We start from the raw sequence: 17,285 nt of genomic DNA on the forward strand, positions 1-17,285 counted from the left end.
AGTTCCGGGCGAAAATGTCGGGCGATTCTAGAAAGCACACCCCCTGCGGTCAACCATTCAGAATTTTTGTACCATTGCGCAGGCAGCTTAGAACGTATCTTTCCAAGCCCGCAATGCAGCAAAGACCGCACTCGGCGCCCGGTTTTCGGTTCCATTCCGTTCGTCCACTTTTTCTTTAACGGATGTTTCGCCGGTACGCAAAAACGGATTGGTGAGCTTTTCCAGCGCCAGGGTCGAAGGCAGCGTCATGATTCCGGCTTCCCGTTGACGGGTGACTTTGGCCAGTCGTTCGAGGGTGTCGGGATTGCCCGGTTCGACCGCCACGGCAAACTTCAGATTGCTCAGGGTGTACTCGTGGGTGCAGTAGACCAGCGTGTCTTCGGGAAGCGCCGCGAGGCGGCTCAGCGAGTGATGCATTTGCTCGGGCGTGCCTTCGAACAAGCGTCCGCAACCGGCAGCGAACAGGGTGTCGCCGCAAAACAGATGACCGCGGTGGTAATAGGCGATATGCCCCAGGGTATGGCCCGGTACTGTGATGACATCGAAGTCCCAGCCCAGCACGTTGATCCGGTCGCTGTCCTTGAGGGCCACGTCCCGTGCCGGGATGGTCTCGCTGGCCGGGCCATGGACGGTTGCGTCTGTCGCTTTTTTCAGCCGCTCGACGCCGCCGACATGGTCATGATGGTGATGAGTGATCAGAATATCGCTTAGCACCCAACCCGGGTGCGCCGCGAGCCACGCCTCTACGGGCGCGGCATCGCCCGGATCGACTACGGCGCAGCGCTGGGTGCTGTGGTCTTGTAACAACCAGATGTAGTTGTCGGTGAAGGCGGGCAGGGCACTGATCTGTATCATCGTCGGATTCGCCAAGCGGAAAACATTGGCGCATCTTAGAGCTTCCTGGCGCGTTGGAGAATGCAATGACCGATAAAGCGTTCGCTCAGGCTGATCCTGACTGGCTGGCATTGATCAGCGCGGCCCGTGACTGGCTGTCCGGTCCCATCGGGCAATTTTTGCTGGACGAAGAACGACGCATGCTCGAAGACGAGTTGGGGCGCTTCTTCGGCGGCTATCTGGTGCATTACGGCCCCTCGGCACAGACGCCACCGGCGGCGCCGCAGGTGCAGCGCAATGTGCGACTCGGCGCGCCGTTGCCGGGGGTCGAGATCGTCTGCGAAGAGCAGGCCTGGCCCTTGAGCGAGCATGCCGCCGATGTGGTGGTGTTGCAGCATGGGCTGGATTTCTGCCTGTCGCCACACGGCTTGTTGCGCGAAGCGGCGAGCAGTGTGCGCCCCGGCGGGCATCTGCTGATTATCGGGATCAACCCCTGGAGCAGTTGGGGCCTGCGTCATGTGTTCGCCCATGACGCCTTGCGCAAGGCGCGCTGCATTTCGCCGTCGCGGGTCAGCGACTGGCTGAACCTGCTGGGCTTCGCGCTGGAGAAACGCCGCTTCGGGTGCTATCGTCCGCCGCTTGCGTCACCTGCCTGGCAAGCTCGTCTGGCCGGTTGGGAGCGCAAGGCCGGTGACTGGCAATTGTCGGGTGGCGGCTTCTATTTATTAGTCGCGCGCAAGATCGTGGTGGGGCTGCGGCCGGTGCGCCAAGTACGGCGCGAGCCGATGGGCAAGCTGATTCCGTTGCCGATGGCCAAGGTCAATCGTCGTCACATCGAACCGTAATACACTTTTTTATATTCCCGGCCGGGTACGCCCCGGCCTCGGGCATCGTCGGTCGCCGATCGGCGAGCCAGCGCATTTTCTGGATAGATTGGCATGAGCGATAGCGTAGAACTCTTCACCGATGGCGCCTGCAAGGGCAACCCTGGCCCAGGCGGCTGGGGCGCGTTGCTGGTGTGCAAGGGCGTTGAAAAAGAACTCTGGGGCGGCGAAGCCAACACCACAAACAATCGCATGGAGCTGATGGGGGCGATCCGTGGCCTGGAAGAGCTCAAGCGTTCTTGCGACGTGCTGCTGGTGACCGACTCCCAGTACGTGATGAAAGGCATCAACGAGTGGATGGCCAACTGGAAGAAACGCGGCTGGAAAACCGCCGCGAAGGAACCAGTGAAAAACGCCGACCTGTGGAAACTGCTCGACGAGCAGGTCAACCGCCACAACGTCACCTGGAAATGGGTGCGCGGGCACATCGGCCATCATGGCAACGAACGGGCCGACCAACTGGCCAACCGTGGCGTGGATGAAGTGCGTGGGTACAAGCAGGCTTGATTCCGGCGTAACACGGTCTATCTGAAAGACCCCCGCGAGCGTGTTAACATCGCCGCTTTTGCACGATTGACCCGTTGAGAGCTGAGCACTGATGGCCACCAGATCCGTTGTACTCGATACCGAAACCACCGGCATGCCGGTGACTGACGGCCACCGGATTATCGAAATCGGTTGTGTCGAGTTGATCGGTCGGCGCCTGACCGGCCGGCATTTCCACGTTTACCTGCAACCGGATCGCGAGAGTGACGAAGGCGCCATCGGCGTCCACGGCATCACTAACGAATTTCTGGTGGGCAAGCCGCGTTTCACTGAAGTGGCCGATGAATTTTTCGAGTTCATCAAGGGCGCACAGCTGATCATCCATAACGCGGCGTTCGACGTTGGCTTCATCAACAACGAATTTGCCCTGATGGGCCAGCACGATCGCGCGGACATCACACAACACTGCACGATCCTCGACACCCTGATAATGGCCCGGGAACGTCACCCGGGGCAGCGCAACAGCCTCGACGCCTTGTGCAAACGCTATGGCGTCGACAACTCCGGCCGTGAACTGCACGGCGCCTTGCTCGACTCCGAGATTCTCGCCGACGTTTACCTGACCATGACCGGCGGCCAGACCAGCCTGTCGCTGGCCGGTAACGCGTCCGATGGCAACGGTTCGGGCGAAGGCGCCGATAATTCCGCCACGGAAATCCGTCGTCTGCCGGCCGATCGTCAGCCGACCCGGATCATCCGCGCCAGTGAAGAGGATCTGGCCCAACACGTTGCGCGCCTGGAAGCCATCGCCAAATCCGCCGGCGCGCCGTCGCTGTGGCAGCAATTGGCCGAGGCCAAGGCTCAGGCCTGAGTCCCTTCGAGCGGAAGGTTTTTTGTGGCGAGGGAGCTTGCTCCCGCTCGACTGCGCAGCAGTCGCAAATCCTGCCAATATGGTTCCGAGCGAATGCAGGGGGGGGCGCTTCGCAGCCCAACGGGAGCAAGCTCCCTCGCCACAGGTATCTTTCTCGACACCGAGTTTGCTGGCCACATGATGGTGCGCCGGCCGGCCCACTTCAGGGCATCCCCCTCGCCACATGCGCTCCAACCCTCTACCCTGAGGTGATTGGCAGGCCACGGTCTGCTGCCTCAGGACGCCGAGCCTCATGTATAAAGATTTGAAATTCCCGGTCCTGATCGTCCACCGCGACATCAAGGCCGACACCGTTGCCGGTGATCGTGTGCGTGGCATTGCCCGGGAGCTGGAGCAGGAAGGTTTCAGTATCGTTTCGGCGGTCGATTACACCGAGGGGCGTCTGGTCGCCTCGACCCATCACGGCCTTGCCTGCATGTTGATTGCCGCCGAAGACGCCAGCACCCACGCGCATCTTCTGCACAACATGGCCGAACTGATCCGCCTGGCGCGGGTTCGGGCGCCGGACCTGCCGATCTTCGCCTTGGGCGAGCAAGTCACCCTGGAAAACGCCCCGGCCGACGCCATGGCCGAGCTCAATCAGCTGCGCGGCATTCTCTATTTGTTCGAAGACACCGTGCCATTCCTTGCCCGTCAGGTTGCCCGCGCGGCGCGCAAGTACCTGGACGGCCTGTTGCCGCCGTTCTTCAAGGCGCTGGTGCAGCACACCGCAGACTCCAATTATTCCTGGCACACGCCGGGGCATGGCGGCGGCGTGGCGTATCACAAGAGCCCGGTAGGGCAGGCGTTTCACCAGTTTTTCGGGGAAAATACCCTGCGTTCGGATTTGTCGGTGTCGGTGCCGGAACTCGGTTCGCTGCTCGATCACACTGGCCCGCTGGCTGAGGCGGAAGCGCGAGCGGCTCGCAACTTCGGCGCCGATCACACCTTTTTCGTGATCAATGGCACCTCGACCGCCAACAAGATCGTCTGGCATTCCATGGTGGCACGCGATGATCTGGTGCTGGTGGATCGCAACTGCCACAAGTCAGTGTTGCATGCGATCATCATGACCGGCGCGATTCCGCTGTACCTGTGCCCGGAGCGCAATGAGCTGGGGATCATTGGCCCGATTCCGTTGAGTGAGTTCAGCCGCGAATCAATCCAGGCCAAGATCGACGCGAGCCCGCTGACCCAAGGCCGCGAGCCCAAGGTCAAGTTGGCGGTGGTGACCAACTCGACTTATGACGGCCTCTGTTACAACGCCGAACTGATCAAACAGAGCCTGGGCAACAGCGTCGAGGTGCTGCATTTCGACGAGGCCTGGTTCGCCTACGCGGCATTCCACGAGTTCTTCGCCGGCCGTTATGGCATGGGCACGTCCCGCAGCGAAGACAGCCCCTTGGTGTTCACCACTCACTCCACACACAAACTGCTGGCGGCGTTCAGCCAGGCGTCGATGATTCACGTGCAGGACGGCGGCGCGCGGCAGCTGGATCGCGATCGTTTCAACGAAGCGTTCATGATGCACATCTCGACCTCGCCGCAGTACAGCATCATCGCCTCGCTGGACGTGGCCTCGGCGATGATGGAAGGGCCGGCCGGTCGTTCGCTGCTACAGGAAATGTTCGACGAAGCGCTGAGTTTTCGCCGGGCGCTGGCCAATCTGCGCCAGCATATCGCCGCCGATGACTGGTGGTTTTCCATCTGGCAGCCGCCCTCGGTCGAAGCCATCGAGCAGGTGGCCGCCGAAGACTGGCTGCTGCAACCCGACGCCGATTGGCACGGCTTTGGCGGCGTGACTGACGACTATGTGCTGCTCGATCCTATCAAGGTCACGCTGGTGATGCCGGGGCTGACGGCGGGCGGCGCGCTGAGTGCGCGGGGGATTCCGGCGGCGGTAGTCAGCAAGTTCCTCTGGGAACGCGGGCTGGTCGTGGAAAAGACTGGGCTGTATTCATTCCTGGTGCTGTTCTCGATGGGCATTACCAAGGGCAAATGGAGCACGCTGCTGACCGAGTTACTGGAGTTCAAGCGCAGCTACGACGCCAACGTCAGCCTGGCCACCTGCCTGCCGTGCGTGGCGCAACAGAAGATGGCCCGTTATCAAGGCATGGGGTTGCGCGATCTGTGCGATCAATTGCACGCCTGTTATCGCAGCAACGCCACGGCCAAACACCTCAAACGCATGTACACGGTGTTGCCGGAAGTCGCGATGAAGCCAGCGGACGCCTATGATCAATTGGTACGCGGGGAAGTGGAGGCCGTTTCGATCGATGCCCTGGACGGGCGGATCGCGGCAGTGATGCTGGTGCCATACCCGCCGGGGATCCCGTTGATCATGCCCGGTGAGCGTTTCACCGAGTCGACCCGCTCGATCATCGATTACCTGAAGTTTGCCCGGGCGTTCGACAGCAGCTTCCCCGGGTTTGTCGCCGATGTGCATGGCTTGCAACATGAAGACGAGGGCAATGGACGGCACTACACCGTCGATTGCATCAAGGAATGAGGACCTTTGCGAGTATGCAGCCCGTCATGAATCCCAAATACCCGGGCCTCTCGGTGCGTGTCGCCGATGAGGGTTTTGCGGCTTATATCTGGGGCAGTGATTTCAGTTTTGAAGTCGCCGCCTATGGCGCAGCAGAAATCGGCAAGCCGGTGGCGCAGTGGCCGGTGACGCCAATCACCCCGTATCGCAAGTGCTACGGCATCGATCCCGAAGAGTTCAGCAGTTTTCGCGACGCCGCCGACAGTGCGATTTTCATGGCCTATCTGGATGATGAGCCGGTGGGCCACCTGGTGGTCAGCACCAACTGGAACGGTTTCGCCCATATCGATGAATTGGCGGTGCATGCACCGGCGCGTCGCCATGGCGTGGCCAAGGCGTTGCTGGACGTAGCGCAGTTCTGGAGCCGCAAGAAAAAGCTGCCGGGCATCATGCTGGAAACCCAGAACAATAATCTTGGGGCCTGCCGGCTGTATGAACGCTGTGGCTACGTGGTTGGCGGGATCGATCATCTGCGTTATCGCGGGATCGACCCGAACACCGCCGAAGTCGCATTGTTCTGGTATCGATTGTTCGATAACCCGCTGGAAAAACCGATCAGCTCGCCAGCATCGCCACGGCTTGTTCCGTGATGATGTCCAGCAGCGTCTGAACCGCCGGAGAGGGCTCGGCGTTTTTCAGGCGCAGGGCGTAGACGCTGACCGGTACCGCAGGCGCCAGCGGGCAGGCATCGAGCCCGGCCGATTTGGCGCCGAGGGCGGTAAATGGATCGACAATCGCCAGGCCTTCACCGGCCTCGACCATGCTGCGCATCATTTGATGCGTCTGCACCCGGGTCTGGATGACCGGGGCAGGGCGCAGCGCATGCAGCTTGTTGTCCAGCGCCGGGCTGAGCGGGTCGTGACCTTCCAGGCCGACCATTGACTGGCCGGCCAAGTCTTGCAGCGAGATGTACTTCTGTTTCGGTTGCAACCAGCCATGGGGTGCCAATAGCTGGAGCTTGCCCTGGGCGATGATCTGGCAATCGATATCGGCATGGTCCGGGTCGTGCAGGCTCAGGCCCAGATCGCTTTCGCGCAGCAGCAGGCTTCTGACAATCTCGCGGGTCGGTTGGCTCAGGAGGGTGCAAGGTGCATCGGGGAGGCGTCGGCGCAGCGCCGCGATGCTCTGCGGCAACAGTTGTTGCGCCAGCGGCGGGGTGCAGATGATTCGCAGGGGCGGGGCCAGATATTGCTTGAGGCTGCTGGCCAGTCGCTGGACCGGCTCAAGGGCCTCGTAGACGCGGGCGATCTCGACCTGCAACTCCCGCGCCTCGCGCGTGGCTTGCAGACGGCCACGCACGCTGGCAAACAGCATGAAACCCAACTGATCCTCGGCATCGCGCAACGTGCGTTCAACCTCGGTCACGGGCAACTGCAACCATTCGGCCGCGGTGCCCAGGTGACCGGTCTGCAGGAGCGCCTGGATCACTTCAATATGACGTAAACGCATGCGTGAAGTCCATGTTCAGCAGGTGAGGGAGTCAGTGACTGAATCCTAACTCAAGTGCGCGCATATGACTTCTGCTCATAACAGCGGGTTATGAAGCGACGTTCGTTTCAGGCTCGCGAATGAGGGTGACACCGGTTTGCACCAGCACAAACGCGTTGTCGTCGAGTTTGTTGACCCGATCGCCAATGGCCAGTTTATAGGTGGTGACAGGCGCAGAGCCGGCGAGGCCGTCGTGCGACAGGGTGGATTCCTGGAACTCATGCACGGAATAAACACGGCCTTCCGCGTCTCTTGCATGGAACTGACCGACGAGTACTGCTGCCATCTGCTTAGAACCTCTGGAGATAAATCACTCAATTTGCGGTTCTGTAGACCGTGGTTGGGCGAGGTAAGTTTTCCTACAGGAAAAAAATAGTCAGGGGCGGCGATTTTCCGTCGCCCGCTGGTTGAATCGTCATTTGATCATCTATAACTAGAAGCTCTTTCCATCGAACAGTCGAGTATCTTCCATGAGCAACGTCTACGAGATCGCCGTTCTGGTCGGCAGCCTGAGAAAAGCATCGATCAACCGCAAGGTCGCGCTGGCGCTGGCCGAGCTGGCGCCTGCCAATCTGAAGCTGACGATCGTCGAAATCGGCGATTTGCCGCTGTACAACGAAGACATCGATGGCGATTCACCGCCGGCAGCCTACAGCACTTTCCGACAACAGGTGCGTTCATCCGACGCGGTGCTGTTCGTGACCCCGGAATACAACCGTTCGGTGCCGGCGCCGTTGAAGAATGCGATTGACGTCGGTTCGCGTCCCTATGGCCAGAGTGTCTGGGACGGCAAGCCGGGTGCGGTGATCAGCGCTTCACCGGGCGCCGTAGGCGGATTTGGCGCCAACCACAATGTGCGCCAGTCGATGGTGTTTCTCAATGTGCCGTGCATGCAGCAGCCGGAAGCTTATCTGGGCGGCGCCGGTTCAGCGTTCGACGAGGCGGGCAAGTTGTCGGAGTCGCTCAAGCCGTTCCTGCAGAAGTTCATCAATGCGTATGCGCAGTGGGTCGAGCAGCATAAAAAGCCATGACCGCTTCCTTTTAGCTCGTAGCGGCTGTCTCGCAGGCTCGGCAGCTGCTGCATCGGGCATTTCATCCCACCTTCACTTTACGGCCTATTCAAACCTCCCTATATTCCGCGCTTCGTTTTTCCGTCGGGCTGGAACCGGGTTTATATGCTCATCGCATCGTTGATTTTTTTGCTGACCATCACCCTGGTGATCTGGCAACCCAAAGGCCTGGGTGTCGGCTGGAGTGCGGTATTCGGCGCGGTGCTGGCACTGCTGTCCGGGGTGGTGCACCTGAGCGATATTCCGCTGGTATGGCAGATCATCTGGAATGCCACCGGCACCTTCGTTGCGCTGATTATCATCAGCCTGCTGCTGGATGAGGCGGGGTTCTTTGCCTGGGCCGCGTTGCATGTGGCCCGTTGGGGGCGGGGCAGCGGGCGCAAGCTCTTTGCTTATATGGTGCTGCTCGGCGCACTGGTCTCGGCGTTGTTCGCCAATGACGGCGCGGCGCTGATTCTTACGCCGATCGTGATTTCCATGCTGCTGGCGTTGCGTTTTTCCCCGGCGGCGACCCTGGCGTTCGTGATGGGGGCCGGTTTCATCGCCGACACCGCGAGCCTGCCGCTGGTGGTGTCGAACCTGGTGAACATTGTTTCGGCTGACTTCTTCAAGATCAGTTTCAACCGCTACGCCGCGGTGATGATTCCGGTCAATCTGGTAAGCGTGGCGGCGACCCTGGCAATGTTGATGGTGTTTTTCCGTCGCGACATCCCTCGTGATTACCATCCCGAGCAGTTGGCAGACCCGGCCACCGCGATTCACGACACTGCAACGTTTTATGCCGGTTGGGTGGTGTTGGTGATTCTGCTGCTCGGCTGCTTTGCCCTTGAGCCGTTGGGCATTCCGATCAGCGCGATCTCCGCGGTGTGCGCTGCATTGCTGCTGGCCATTGCCGCCCGTGGCCACAAGATTTCCACGCGTAAGGTGATGAAAGAAGCGCCGTGGCAGATCGTGATTTTTTCCTTAGGGATGTACCTCGTGGTGTATGGCCTGCGCAACGCCGGGCTAACCGGGTATCTGGCCGGTTGGCTGGATGGCTTCGCCGGTTACGGCGTGTGGGGCGCGGCTATGGGCACCGGGGTGCTGACGGCGTTGCTGTCGTCAGTGATGAACAATCTGCCGACCGTGCTGATCGGCTTGCTCTCGATCGATGCCAGTCAGGCGACCGGCGTGGCGAAAGAGGCGATGATCTACGCCAACGTCATCGGCAGCGACCTGGGGCCGAAAATCACCCCGATCGGCAGTCTGGCGACCTTGCTGTGGCTGCATGTGCTGCAGCGCAAGAATATCCGGATTGGCTGGGGCTACTACTTCAAGGTCGGGGTTGTGCTGACGGTGCCGGTGTTGTTGGTGACGTTGGCGGCCTTGGCGTTGCGGTTATCCATCTAGACCGGGCGGACACTGCAAGCGCTCAACCACTGCCCGGCACATTCGGCCAAAGATCGGACACCAGGAACAGCCGCTCGGCCTCTTCCCAATCCCCTTTGGCATTCTCTGTCAGCCGCACCATCAATTGCGCCGGTGCCAGCGGGTCCAGATCACTCAGCCACGCCTTCAGCTGTTCAGCGCTCCAGGTCTGCTCCTCGGGATAGTGCGCCGGCGCCAGCCAGGCATGGCGGGGCAGGGGTTGCCAGCGACCGAACGGACGCTGCACGACAAACTCCGCCCAGTCCTTCTGGTGCAGCCAGCTACCGCGTAAATGCTGAGGATGTGCACCGCTGGGTGGTTCGGCCTGCCCCGGCCACGGATAGAGCAGATAACCGCCCAGCCATAGATGCGCGCTGAACTGCTGGATATCCAGCGACGCCAGCACCTCACGGCTTTCCGCCCGTGCGGAAATCGGCAGTTGATGCCGGCTCAGGTGTTCCAGTTTGCGGTCCAGCCGATCATGACAACCCGGTCCAAGCCATTGCGCGGTGTCACGGCCGTCACCGTTCTGCGGGCCGAGATAGAGCTTGATCGCCAGTTCCAGGTGATGCACACCATCGCGATCGCGCAGCAGCATGTCCAACTCGCCGAGGGTATGGCCTTCGCGACGGATCGGCATGTTGGCGGCGATCAGCTCGATCCCCGGCGCGTGCCGCACGGCGTACTGCCACAGCCGTTCGTAGTACAAACCCAGGCGCCGGGTCCTGGCCTGGGCCAGCCAGTGCAGCAAATCGTAACTGTCACGATCCAGATGCCTGAGCCAGTGTTCCAGGCGCTCCGGCGCCTGCACCCAATCGCTGCCGGCCAGGGGATGACGCTGCGGCCACGGGGTGGCGTCGAGCATCGGCGGCGCGAGGATGACCCAAGCCAGGTCGCGCACTTCAGGGTGGCGCAACTGGTGAGGTAACTGGAGCAAGTCTGGAAATAGGATCATCTTGCGAGCATAGCCCGAAACTAGAGCACACCGTTGTGGCTGAAAGGGTTTTGTCTACGCCGCGCTTTCGCCCATAATCGTGTTTTTCGCCGCCACACGCGTTAGGGGCCTCATGGAGCAATTTCGTAATATCGGCATCATCGGTCGCCTGGGCAGTTCTCAGGTGCTGGATACCGTCCGCCGACTGAAACGGTTTCTGCTCGATCGTCACCTGCACGTGATCCTCGAAGACACTATCGCCGAAGTCCTGCCGGGCCATGGCCTGCAAACTTCGTCGCGCAAGATGCTCGGTGAAGTCTGTGACATGGTGATTGTGGTCGGTGGTGACGGCAGCCTGCTGGGCGCTGCCCGGGCGCTGGCCCGGCACAACATCCCGGTGCTCGGTATCAACCGTGGCAGCCTGGGATTCCTCACCGATATTCGCCCCGATGAGCTGGAAGTCAAAGTCGCCGAAGTGCTCGACGGCCATTACCTGGTGGAAAACCGCTTCCTGTTGCAAGCCGAAGTCCGGCGCCACGCCGAGGCCATCGGCCAGGGCGATGCGCTGAACGATGTAGTGCTGCACCCCGGCAAGTCGACGCGAATGATCGAGTTCGAGCTGTACATCGACGGCCAGTTCGTCTGCAGCCAGAAGGCCGACGGCCTGATCGTTGCCACGCCGACCGGTTCGACCGCTTACGCGCTGTCTGCGGGCGGCCCGATCATGCATCCCAAGCTCGACGCTATTGTGATTGTGCCGATGTACCCCCATACCTTGTCGGGTAGGCCGATTGTGGTCGATGGCAACAGTGAGCTGAAAATCGTCGTGTCCAAAGATATGCAGATTTACCCGCAAGTCTCCTGTGATGGGCAGAACCACTTCACCTGCGCGCCCGGTGACACCATCACCATCAGCAAGAAAGCGCAGAAGCTGCGGCTGATTCACCCACTCGACCACAACTACTACGAAGTCTGCCGGACCAAGCTCGGCTGGGGCAGCAAGTTGGGTGGTGGAGGCGACTGATGCTCGATCCCGCGCGTAGCTACGACCTGATCGGTGACGTGCACGGTTGCGCTCTGACCCTTGAGCACTTGCTCGACCGGCTCGGTTACCACAAACAGGCAGGTGTCTGGCGGCATCCGTCGCGCATGGCGGTGTTCCTCGGCGACATCATCGACCGCGGCCCGCGGATTCGCGAGGCGCTGCACATCGTCCACGACATGGTCGAGGCCGGCCAGGCGCTGTGCATCATGGGCAACCATGAGTTCAACGCCCTCGGTTGGAGCACGCCGGCGCTGCCGGGCAGCGGCAAACAGTTCGTGCGCGAGCACACCCCGCGCCACGCCCGCCTGCTTCAGGAAACCCTGACCCAGTTCGAAGATCATCCCCAGGATTGGCACGACTTCCTGCAATGGTTCTACAAGCTGCCATTGTTCGTCGATGCCGAGCGTTTCCGCGTGGTGCATGCCTGTTGGGATGCCAGCCTGATCGAGCCGTTGCGCGGGTTGTTCCCCGACGGTTGCATCGACGAGCATTTCCTCCAGGCCTCCGCAGTGCCCGGCAGTTTCGCCTGCACCGTGTTCGATCGCCTGCTGCGCGGCACCGACATGCGCTTGCCCCACGGCTTGACCATGACCAGCGGCGACGGCCTGACGCGCTCGTTCTTTCGCACTAAATTCTGGGAAGACGACCCGCAAACCTACGGAGACATCGTGTTCCAGCCCGACGCCTTGCCCGAGCCGGTGGCCCGCACACCGCTGTCGTCCAGTGAAAAAGACAACTTGCTGCGCTACGGCATCGATGAGCCGATGCTGTTCGTCGGCCACTACTGGCGCAGCGGCAAACCGGCGCCGATCCGCCCGAACCTGGCGTGCCTGGATTACAGCGCGGTGCTCTACGGCAAACTGGTCGCTTATCGTCTGGATCAGGAAACCCGTCTCGACCCGCATAAATTTGTCTGGGTCGATGTCGAGCGGCCGGAGGTGTTGCAATGACGGCGGTGGCGGTATTGCGTCTACCACTGGCGGTAGATTTGAGCGGGTTCGTCAAACTGCTGCAGCGCATGCAAGTGCCCCATCGGGTCAGCGAAGAGGCGGGCGAGCAGGTACTGTGGGTACCGGCCAGCATCAGCGAAGACGTGCGCTCGTTGTACGAACGCTTTCCGGCCGGCGACCCCGATCAGCAACTGGATATCCCGGTGGCGCCGACCCTGCAACGTCCGGGTTTTGTCGAGCAGTTGCGCCACAGCAAGGCCACGGCGTTCGTGCTGTTGCTGAGCCTGATCGTCGGCGTGGTGACGCTGCTGGGCGAAAACCTCGAGACGATGCGCTGGCTGACCTTCCTCGATTTCCGCGTGGTCGGCGAATACATCCATTTCACGCCACTGGCCGACAGCCTGGCGGCAGGGCAGTGGTGGCGTCTGGTGACGCCGATGCTGATCCACTTCGGCATCCTGCACCTGGCCATGAACGGCATGTGGTATTGGGAGCTGGGGCGGCGCATCGAGTCGCGTCAGGGCAGCATCAACCTGATCGGCCTGACGTTGCTGTTCAGCCTGGTATCCAACTATGCCCAGTTTTTTTTCAGCGGCCCGACCCTGTTTGGCGGGTTGTCCGGGGTGCTGTACGGCCTGCTCGGGCATTGCTGGATCTTCCAGTTGTTGTCGCCGAACCCTGCTTATCGCCTGCCTCGTGGGGTGTTGGTGATGATGCTGGTGTGGCTGTTGTTGTGCCTGTCGGGGCTGGTCTCGATGATCGGTTTCGGCGAAATTGCCAACGCGGCCCACGTCGGCGGGTTACTCATCGGATGCTTCACCGGTTTGTTGGGCGGTTTGTACAACCGCCGTAAACTGGCCGTCTAATCAGTTATGAATGAAGAGCGCGGAGCCCTTGATGTCCTCTTTTAACGAAATGATCAAAAACATTACCCCGGATATCTACCAGAGCCTGAAACTGGCGGTGGAAATCGGCAAATGGTCCGACGGTGGCAAACTCACCGCCGAGCAGCGCGAACTGTCCCTGCAAGCGATGATCGCCTGGGAAATCCAGAACCTGCCCGAGGAACAGCGCACCGGCTACATGGGCCCGCAGGAGTGCGCGTCGAAGTCGATCGAAGTGCCGAATATTCTGTTCAAGTCGGATGCCATCCATTGATCGAGATTGGCCGCGGTGCAATCAGCAAAATGTCGGCGCGCCTTGACGGGCCGAACGTGCAGTACGCTTTTCGTCTGGGCGACGCCGAGGTACCGGTCAATCCGTTGATCGGCACCACGGTGCGCCTGGAGTACCTGGGGGCGATCCACTGCACCCATTGCGGACGCAAGACCAAAACCAGTTTCAGCCAGGGTTACTGCTACCCGTGCATGACCAAACTGGCGCAGTGTGACATCTGCATCATGAGCCCGGAGCGTTGCCACTACGACGCCGGCACTTGCCGGGAGCCTGAGTGGGGCGAGAAGTTCTGCATGACCGACCATGTGGTTTACCTGGCCAATTCGTCGGGGATCAAGGTCGGCATTACCCGCGCCACCCAACTGCCGACCCGTTGGCTCGATCAGGGTGCCAGCCAGGCCTTGCCGATCGTGCGCGTCTCGACCCGCCAGCAGTCGGGCTTCGTCGAAGACCTGTTCCGCAGTCAAGTCGCTGACAAGACCAACTGGCGTGCTTTGCTCAAGGGCGATGCGGTGTCGGTGGACCTGGCGCAGGTTCGTGATCAGCTGTTTGAAAGCTGTGCCGAAGGTTTGCACAGTTTGCAGGAACGATTCGGCCTACAAGCAATCCAGACAATTACCGACGTCGAACCGCTCGAAATCCGCTATCCGGTCGAGCAGTACCCGGCCAAAATCGTCAGCTTCAACCTGGACAAGAACCCGATTGCCGAAGGCACGCTGTTGGGGATCAAGGGTCAATACCTGATTTTCGACACCGGCGTGATCAATATTCGTAAATACACGGCCTACCAGCTCGCCGTGCATCAGTAAGGACTCAAGCATGCGCACCGAACAACCGAAGATGATTTACCTGAAGGACTATCAGGCGCCCGAGTACCTGATCGACGAGACGCACCTGACCTTCGAGTTGTTCGAGGACCACAGCCTGGTCCATGCGCAACTGGTGATGCGCCGCAACCCTGAGCGTGGCCCGGGCCTGCCGCCATTGGTGCTCGACGGCCAGCAACTCGAGCTGCTGTCGGTGACCCTGGCCGACCAGGGGCTGAGCGCCACCGACTACCAACTGACCGAGAACCATCTGACCCTGCACCCGACCGCAACAAGCTTCACGGTCGACACCAGCGTCCGGATCCACCCGGAAACCAACACCGCCCTGGAAGGCCTGTACAAATCCGGCACCATGTTCTGCACCCAGTGCGAGGCCGAAGGTTTCCGCAAGATCACCTATTACCTCGACCGCCCGGACGTGATGAGTGCATTCACCACCACGGTGGTCGCCGAGCAGCACAGCTATCCGGTGCTGCTGTCCAACGGCAACCCGATTGCCTCCGGTCCCGGCGAAGACGGCCGGCACTGGGCGACCTGGGAAGACCCATTCAAGAAGCCTGCCTACCTGTTCGCGTTGGTGGCCGGTGACTTGTGGTGTGTCGAAGACACCTTCACCACCATGACCGAGCGCTCCGTGGCGCTGCGCATTTATGTCGAGCCAGAAAACATCGACAAGTGCCAGCACGCCATGAACAGCCTGAAGAAGTCCATGCGTTGGGACGAAGAAGTCTACGGTCGCGAGTACGACCTGGACATCTTCATGATCGTCGCGGTCAACGACTTCAACATGGGCGCCATGGAGAACAAGGGCCTCAACATCTTCAATTCCAGCGCCGTGCTGGCCCGCGCCGAAACCGCTACCGACGCCGCACACCAGCGGGTCGAAGCGATCGTCGCCCACGAATACTTCCACAACTGGTCGGGCAACCGCGTGACCTGCCGCGACTGGTTCCAGCTGTCGCTCAAGGAAGGCTTCACCGTGTTCCGCGATTCGGAGTTCTCTGCCGACATGAACTCGGCCACGGTCAAGCGCATCCAGGACGTGGCGTACCTGCGCACCCACCAGTTCGCCGAAGACGCCGGCCCCATGGCCCACGCCGTGCGCCCGGACAGCTTCATCGAGATTTCCAACTTCTACACCCTGACCGTGTATGAAAAGGGTTCGGAAGTGGTCGGCATGATCCACACCTTGCTTGGCGCTGACGGCTTCCGCAAAGGCAGCGACCTGTACTTCGAACGCCATGACGGCCAGGCCGTGACCTGCGACGACTTCATCAAGGCCATGGAAGATGCCAATGGCGTCGACCTGACCCAGTTCAAGCGCTGGTACAGCCAGGCCGGCACACCGCGTCTGGCGGTGAGCGAGTCCTACGACGCCACGGCGAAAACCTACAGCCTGACCTTCCGCCAGAGCTGCCCGGAAACCCCGGACAAGGTTGAGAAGCTGCCGTTCGTGATTCCGGTGGAGCTGGGTCTGCTTGATTCGAAAGGCGCGGCAATTGCATTGCGTCTGTCCGGTGAAGCCAGTGCTCAAGGCACTTCGCGGGTGATCTCGGTGACTGAAGCCGAGCAGACCTTCACCTTCGTCGACATTGCTGAAAAACCACTGCCGTCGTTGCTGCGCGGCTTCTCGGCGCCGGTGAAACTGAGCTTCCCGTACGACCGCGATCAACTGATGTTCCTGATGCAGCATGACAGCGACGGTTTCAACCGTTGGGATGCCGGCCAGCAGTTGTCGGTGCAGGTGCTGCAAGAGTTGATCGCCCAGCAGCAGAAGGGTGACGCGCTGGTGCTGGATCAGCGTCTGGTTGCAGCCCTGCGTACCGTGCTGTCCGACGAGACGCTGGATCAGGCGATGGTCGCTGAAATGCTCTCGCTGCCAAGCGAGGCATACCTGACCGAAATCAGCGAAGTGGCTGATGTGGAAGCGATCCACACCGCTCGCGAATTTGCGCGCAAGCAACTGGCGGACACGCTGTTCGAAGCGCTGTGGCTGCGTTATCAGGCCAATCGCGATCTGTCGAAGAAGACTCCGTATGTGGCCGAGGCCGAGCACTTCGCCCGCCGCGCACTGCAGAACATTGCGTTGTCCTACCTGATGCTCAGCGACAAGCCAGAAGTATTGGCGGCAACCCTTGAGCAGTTCGACAGCTGCGACAACATGACCGAGCGCCTGACCGCGTTGGCCGTGTTGGTGAATTCGCCGTTCGAAACGCAGAAAGCCAAGGCACTGGCGAGCTTCGCCGAGCACTTCAAGGACAATCCGCTGGTCATGGATCAGTGGTTCAGCGTTCAGGCCGGCAGTGTATTGCCAGGCGGTCTGGCGCGGGTCAAAGCCTTGATGCAACACCCGGCGTTCAACATCAAGAACCCCAACAAGGTGCGGGCACTGGTCGGCGCGTTTGCCGGACAGAACCTGATCAACTTCCACGCGGCGGATGGTTCCGGGTATCGGTTCCTGGCGGATCTGGTGATTGAGCTCAACGGCTTCAATCCGCAGATTGCTTCTCGCCAACTGGCGCCGCTGACCCGCTGGCGCAAGTACGACAGCGCCCGTCAGGCGTTGATGAAAGGCGAACTGGAGCGGATTCTCGCTTCGGGGCAGCTGTCCAGCGACGTGTACGAAGTGGTCAGCAAAAGCCTGGCCTGATCTGGTTGCCTGCTCTTTCAAGTGTTCACTCGGACCTTGTGGGGGCGGGCTTGCTCGCGATGGCGGCCTGATAGCC

Annotated in this window: 17 protein-coding genes; 13 read left to right on the top strand and 4 right to left on the bottom strand. The window is 60.9% G+C overall.

Annotated elements, in window-relative coordinates; genetic code table 11:
- Positions 1-87 precede the first annotated feature (87 nt).
- Positions 88-855, bottom strand: a complete 768-nt coding sequence (gloB, locus tag F475_RS07110; RefSeq protein ID WP_018929622.1) for a hydroxyacylglutathione hydrolase — start codon at positions 853-855, stop codon at positions 88-90.
- A 65-nt stretch (positions 856-920) separates the two neighbouring features.
- Here gloB and F475_RS07115 point away from each other — a divergent pair, with 65 nt between their 5' ends.
- From F475_RS07115 to F475_RS07135, 5 genes are all read left to right on the top strand, one after another.
- Positions 921-1,679 (top strand): methyltransferase domain-containing protein, encoded by a 759-nt coding sequence (locus F475_RS07115; protein WP_018929621.1) that lies wholly within the window; start codon positions 921-923, stop codon positions 1,677-1,679.
- 93 nt (positions 1,680-1,772) lie between these two features.
- Positions 1,773-2,225: a ribonuclease HI gene (gene rnhA / locus F475_RS07120; protein WP_003180633.1), complete on the top strand. Its 453-nt coding sequence runs from the start codon at positions 1,773-1,775 to the stop codon at positions 2,223-2,225.
- A 91-nt stretch (positions 2,226-2,316) separates the two neighbouring features.
- Positions 2,317-3,075 carry a DNA polymerase III subunit epsilon gene (gene dnaQ, locus F475_RS07125; RefSeq protein WP_007937771.1) on the top strand — a complete coding sequence of 253 codons (759 nt, stop codon included), beginning with the start codon at positions 2,317-2,319 and terminating at the stop codon, positions 3,073-3,075.
- A 292-nt stretch (positions 3,076-3,367) separates the two neighbouring features.
- Positions 3,368-5,623 (top strand): Orn/Lys/Arg decarboxylase N-terminal domain-containing protein, encoded by a 2,256-nt coding sequence (locus tag F475_RS07130; protein WP_111453540.1) that lies wholly within the window; start codon positions 3,368-3,370, stop codon positions 5,621-5,623.
- 14 nt (positions 5,624-5,637) lie between these two features.
- Complete coding sequence (locus F475_RS07135; RefSeq protein WP_007937773.1) at positions 5,638-6,252, top strand: GNAT family N-acetyltransferase; 615 nt, start codon at positions 5,638-5,640, stop codon at positions 6,250-6,252.
- Here the strand turns inward: F475_RS07135 and F475_RS07140 are convergent.
- Positions 6,218-7,111 carry a LysR substrate-binding domain-containing protein gene (locus F475_RS07140; protein ID WP_064618218.1) on the bottom strand — a complete coding sequence of 298 codons (894 nt, stop codon included), beginning with the start codon at positions 7,109-7,111 and terminating at the stop codon, positions 6,218-6,220. The genes F475_RS07135 and F475_RS07140 overlap by 35 nt on opposite strands.
- Before the next feature lie 88 nt (positions 7,112-7,199).
- Positions 7,200-7,436 (bottom strand): hypothetical protein, encoded by a 237-nt coding sequence (locus tag F475_RS07145; protein ID WP_018929617.1) that lies wholly within the window; start codon positions 7,434-7,436, stop codon positions 7,200-7,202.
- Between the two features lie 184 nt (positions 7,437-7,620).
- Between F475_RS07145 and F475_RS07150 the strand changes: the two genes are divergently transcribed.
- Positions 7,621-8,181, top strand: a complete 561-nt coding sequence (locus F475_RS07150; RefSeq protein ID WP_018929616.1) for an NADPH-dependent FMN reductase — start codon at positions 7,621-7,623, stop codon at positions 8,179-8,181.
- Positions 8,182-8,325: 144 nt separating this feature from the next.
- Entirely contained in the window at positions 8,326-9,609 is a 1,284-nt protein-coding gene (locus tag F475_RS07155) for an arsenic transporter (RefSeq protein ID WP_018929615.1), read from the top strand.
- A 22-nt stretch (positions 9,610-9,631) separates the two neighbouring features.
- Here F475_RS07155 and F475_RS07160 read toward each other — a convergent pair whose 3' ends face one another.
- The gene (locus F475_RS07160; RefSeq protein ID WP_086946064.1) at positions 9,632-10,582 is read right to left on the bottom strand and encodes a DUF1853 family protein; all 951 of its coding nucleotides are present in this window, start codon (positions 10,580-10,582) and stop codon (positions 9,632-9,634) included.
- Between the two features lie 112 nt (positions 10,583-10,694).
- On the opposite strand from F475_RS07160, the gene F475_RS07165 reads away from it, so the two are divergent.
- From F475_RS07165 to pepN, 6 genes are read left to right on the top strand one after another with little or no spacing between them, the layout of a single operon-like run.
- The gene (locus tag F475_RS07165) at positions 10,695-11,585 is read left to right on the top strand and encodes an NAD(+) kinase (RefSeq protein ID WP_007906781.1); all 891 of its coding nucleotides are present in this window, start codon (positions 10,695-10,697) and stop codon (positions 11,583-11,585) included.
- Positions 11,582-12,556 (top strand): metallophosphoesterase, encoded by a 975-nt coding sequence (locus F475_RS07170; RefSeq protein ID WP_172901237.1) that lies wholly within the window; start codon positions 11,582-11,584, stop codon positions 12,554-12,556. Before F475_RS07165 ends, F475_RS07170 begins: the two co-directional genes overlap by 4 nt.
- A complete protein-coding gene (locus tag F475_RS07175) occupies positions 12,553-13,422 on the top strand; it encodes a rhomboid family intramembrane serine protease (RefSeq protein WP_019648963.1) in 870 nt (289 codons plus the stop codon). Before F475_RS07170 ends, F475_RS07175 begins: the two co-directional genes overlap by 4 nt.
- 31 nt (positions 13,423-13,453) lie before the next feature.
- Positions 13,454-13,714, top strand: a complete 261-nt coding sequence (locus F475_RS07180; protein ID WP_007937782.1) for a YeaC family protein — start codon at positions 13,454-13,456, stop codon at positions 13,712-13,714.
- On the top strand, positions 13,711-14,541 hold the full coding sequence (locus tag F475_RS07185) for a DUF2797 domain-containing protein (protein WP_018929611.1): 831 nt from the start codon (positions 13,711-13,713) through the stop codon (positions 14,539-14,541). The genes F475_RS07180 and F475_RS07185 overlap by 4 nt, the downstream gene beginning before the upstream one ends.
- 10 nt (positions 14,542-14,551) lie before the next feature.
- Positions 14,552-17,209, top strand: a complete 2,658-nt coding sequence (gene pepN, locus F475_RS07190) for an aminopeptidase N (protein WP_111453541.1) — start codon at positions 14,552-14,554, stop codon at positions 17,207-17,209.
- The last annotated feature ends 76 nt before the right edge of the window (positions 17,210-17,285 follow it).

This window comes from Pseudomonas sp. URMO17WK12:I6, from assembly GCF_003253625.1.
In the GTDB taxonomy this organism is placed as follows: Bacteria; Pseudomonadota; Gammaproteobacteria; order Pseudomonadales; family Pseudomonadaceae; genus Aquipseudomonas.

Excerpts from the sequence above, each read along its gene's own strand:
- gloB (WP_018929622.1), bottom strand. The coding sequence starts at position 855 with ATGATACAGATCAGTGCCCTGCCCGCCTTCACCGACAACTACATCTGG.
- F475_RS07115 (WP_018929621.1), top strand. The coding sequence starts at position 921 with ATGACCGATAAAGCGTTCGCTCAGGCTGATCCTGACTGGCTGGCATTG.
- rnhA (WP_003180633.1), top strand. The coding sequence starts at position 1,773 with ATGAGCGATAGCGTAGAACTCTTCACCGATGGCGCCTGCAAGGGCAAC.
- dnaQ (WP_007937771.1), top strand. The coding sequence starts at position 2,317 with ATGGCCACCAGATCCGTTGTACTCGATACCGAAACCACCGGCATGCCG.
- F475_RS07130 (WP_111453540.1), top strand. The coding sequence starts at position 3,368 with ATGTATAAAGATTTGAAATTCCCGGTCCTGATCGTCCACCGCGACATC.
- F475_RS07135 (WP_007937773.1), top strand. The coding sequence starts at position 5,638 with ATGCAGCCCGTCATGAATCCCAAATACCCGGGCCTCTCGGTGCGTGTC.
- F475_RS07140 (WP_064618218.1), bottom strand. The coding sequence starts at position 7,111 with ATGCGTTTACGTCATATTGAAGTGATCCAGGCGCTCCTGCAGACCGGT.
- F475_RS07145 (WP_018929617.1), bottom strand. The coding sequence starts at position 7,436 with ATGGCAGCAGTACTCGTCGGTCAGTTCCATGCAAGAGACGCGGAAGGC.
- F475_RS07150 (WP_018929616.1), top strand. The coding sequence starts at position 7,621 with ATGAGCAACGTCTACGAGATCGCCGTTCTGGTCGGCAGCCTGAGAAAA.
- F475_RS07155 (WP_018929615.1), top strand. The coding sequence starts at position 8,326 with ATGCTCATCGCATCGTTGATTTTTTTGCTGACCATCACCCTGGTGATC.
- F475_RS07160 (WP_086946064.1), bottom strand. The coding sequence starts at position 10,582 with ATGATCCTATTTCCAGACTTGCTCCAGTTACCTCACCAGTTGCGCCAC.
- F475_RS07165 (WP_007906781.1), top strand. The coding sequence starts at position 10,695 with ATGGAGCAATTTCGTAATATCGGCATCATCGGTCGCCTGGGCAGTTCT.
- F475_RS07175 (WP_019648963.1), top strand. The coding sequence starts at position 12,553 with ATGACGGCGGTGGCGGTATTGCGTCTACCACTGGCGGTAGATTTGAGC.
- F475_RS07180 (WP_007937782.1), top strand. The coding sequence starts at position 13,454 with ATGTCCTCTTTTAACGAAATGATCAAAAACATTACCCCGGATATCTAC.
- pepN (WP_111453541.1), top strand. The coding sequence starts at position 14,552 with ATGCGCACCGAACAACCGAAGATGATTTACCTGAAGGACTATCAGGCG.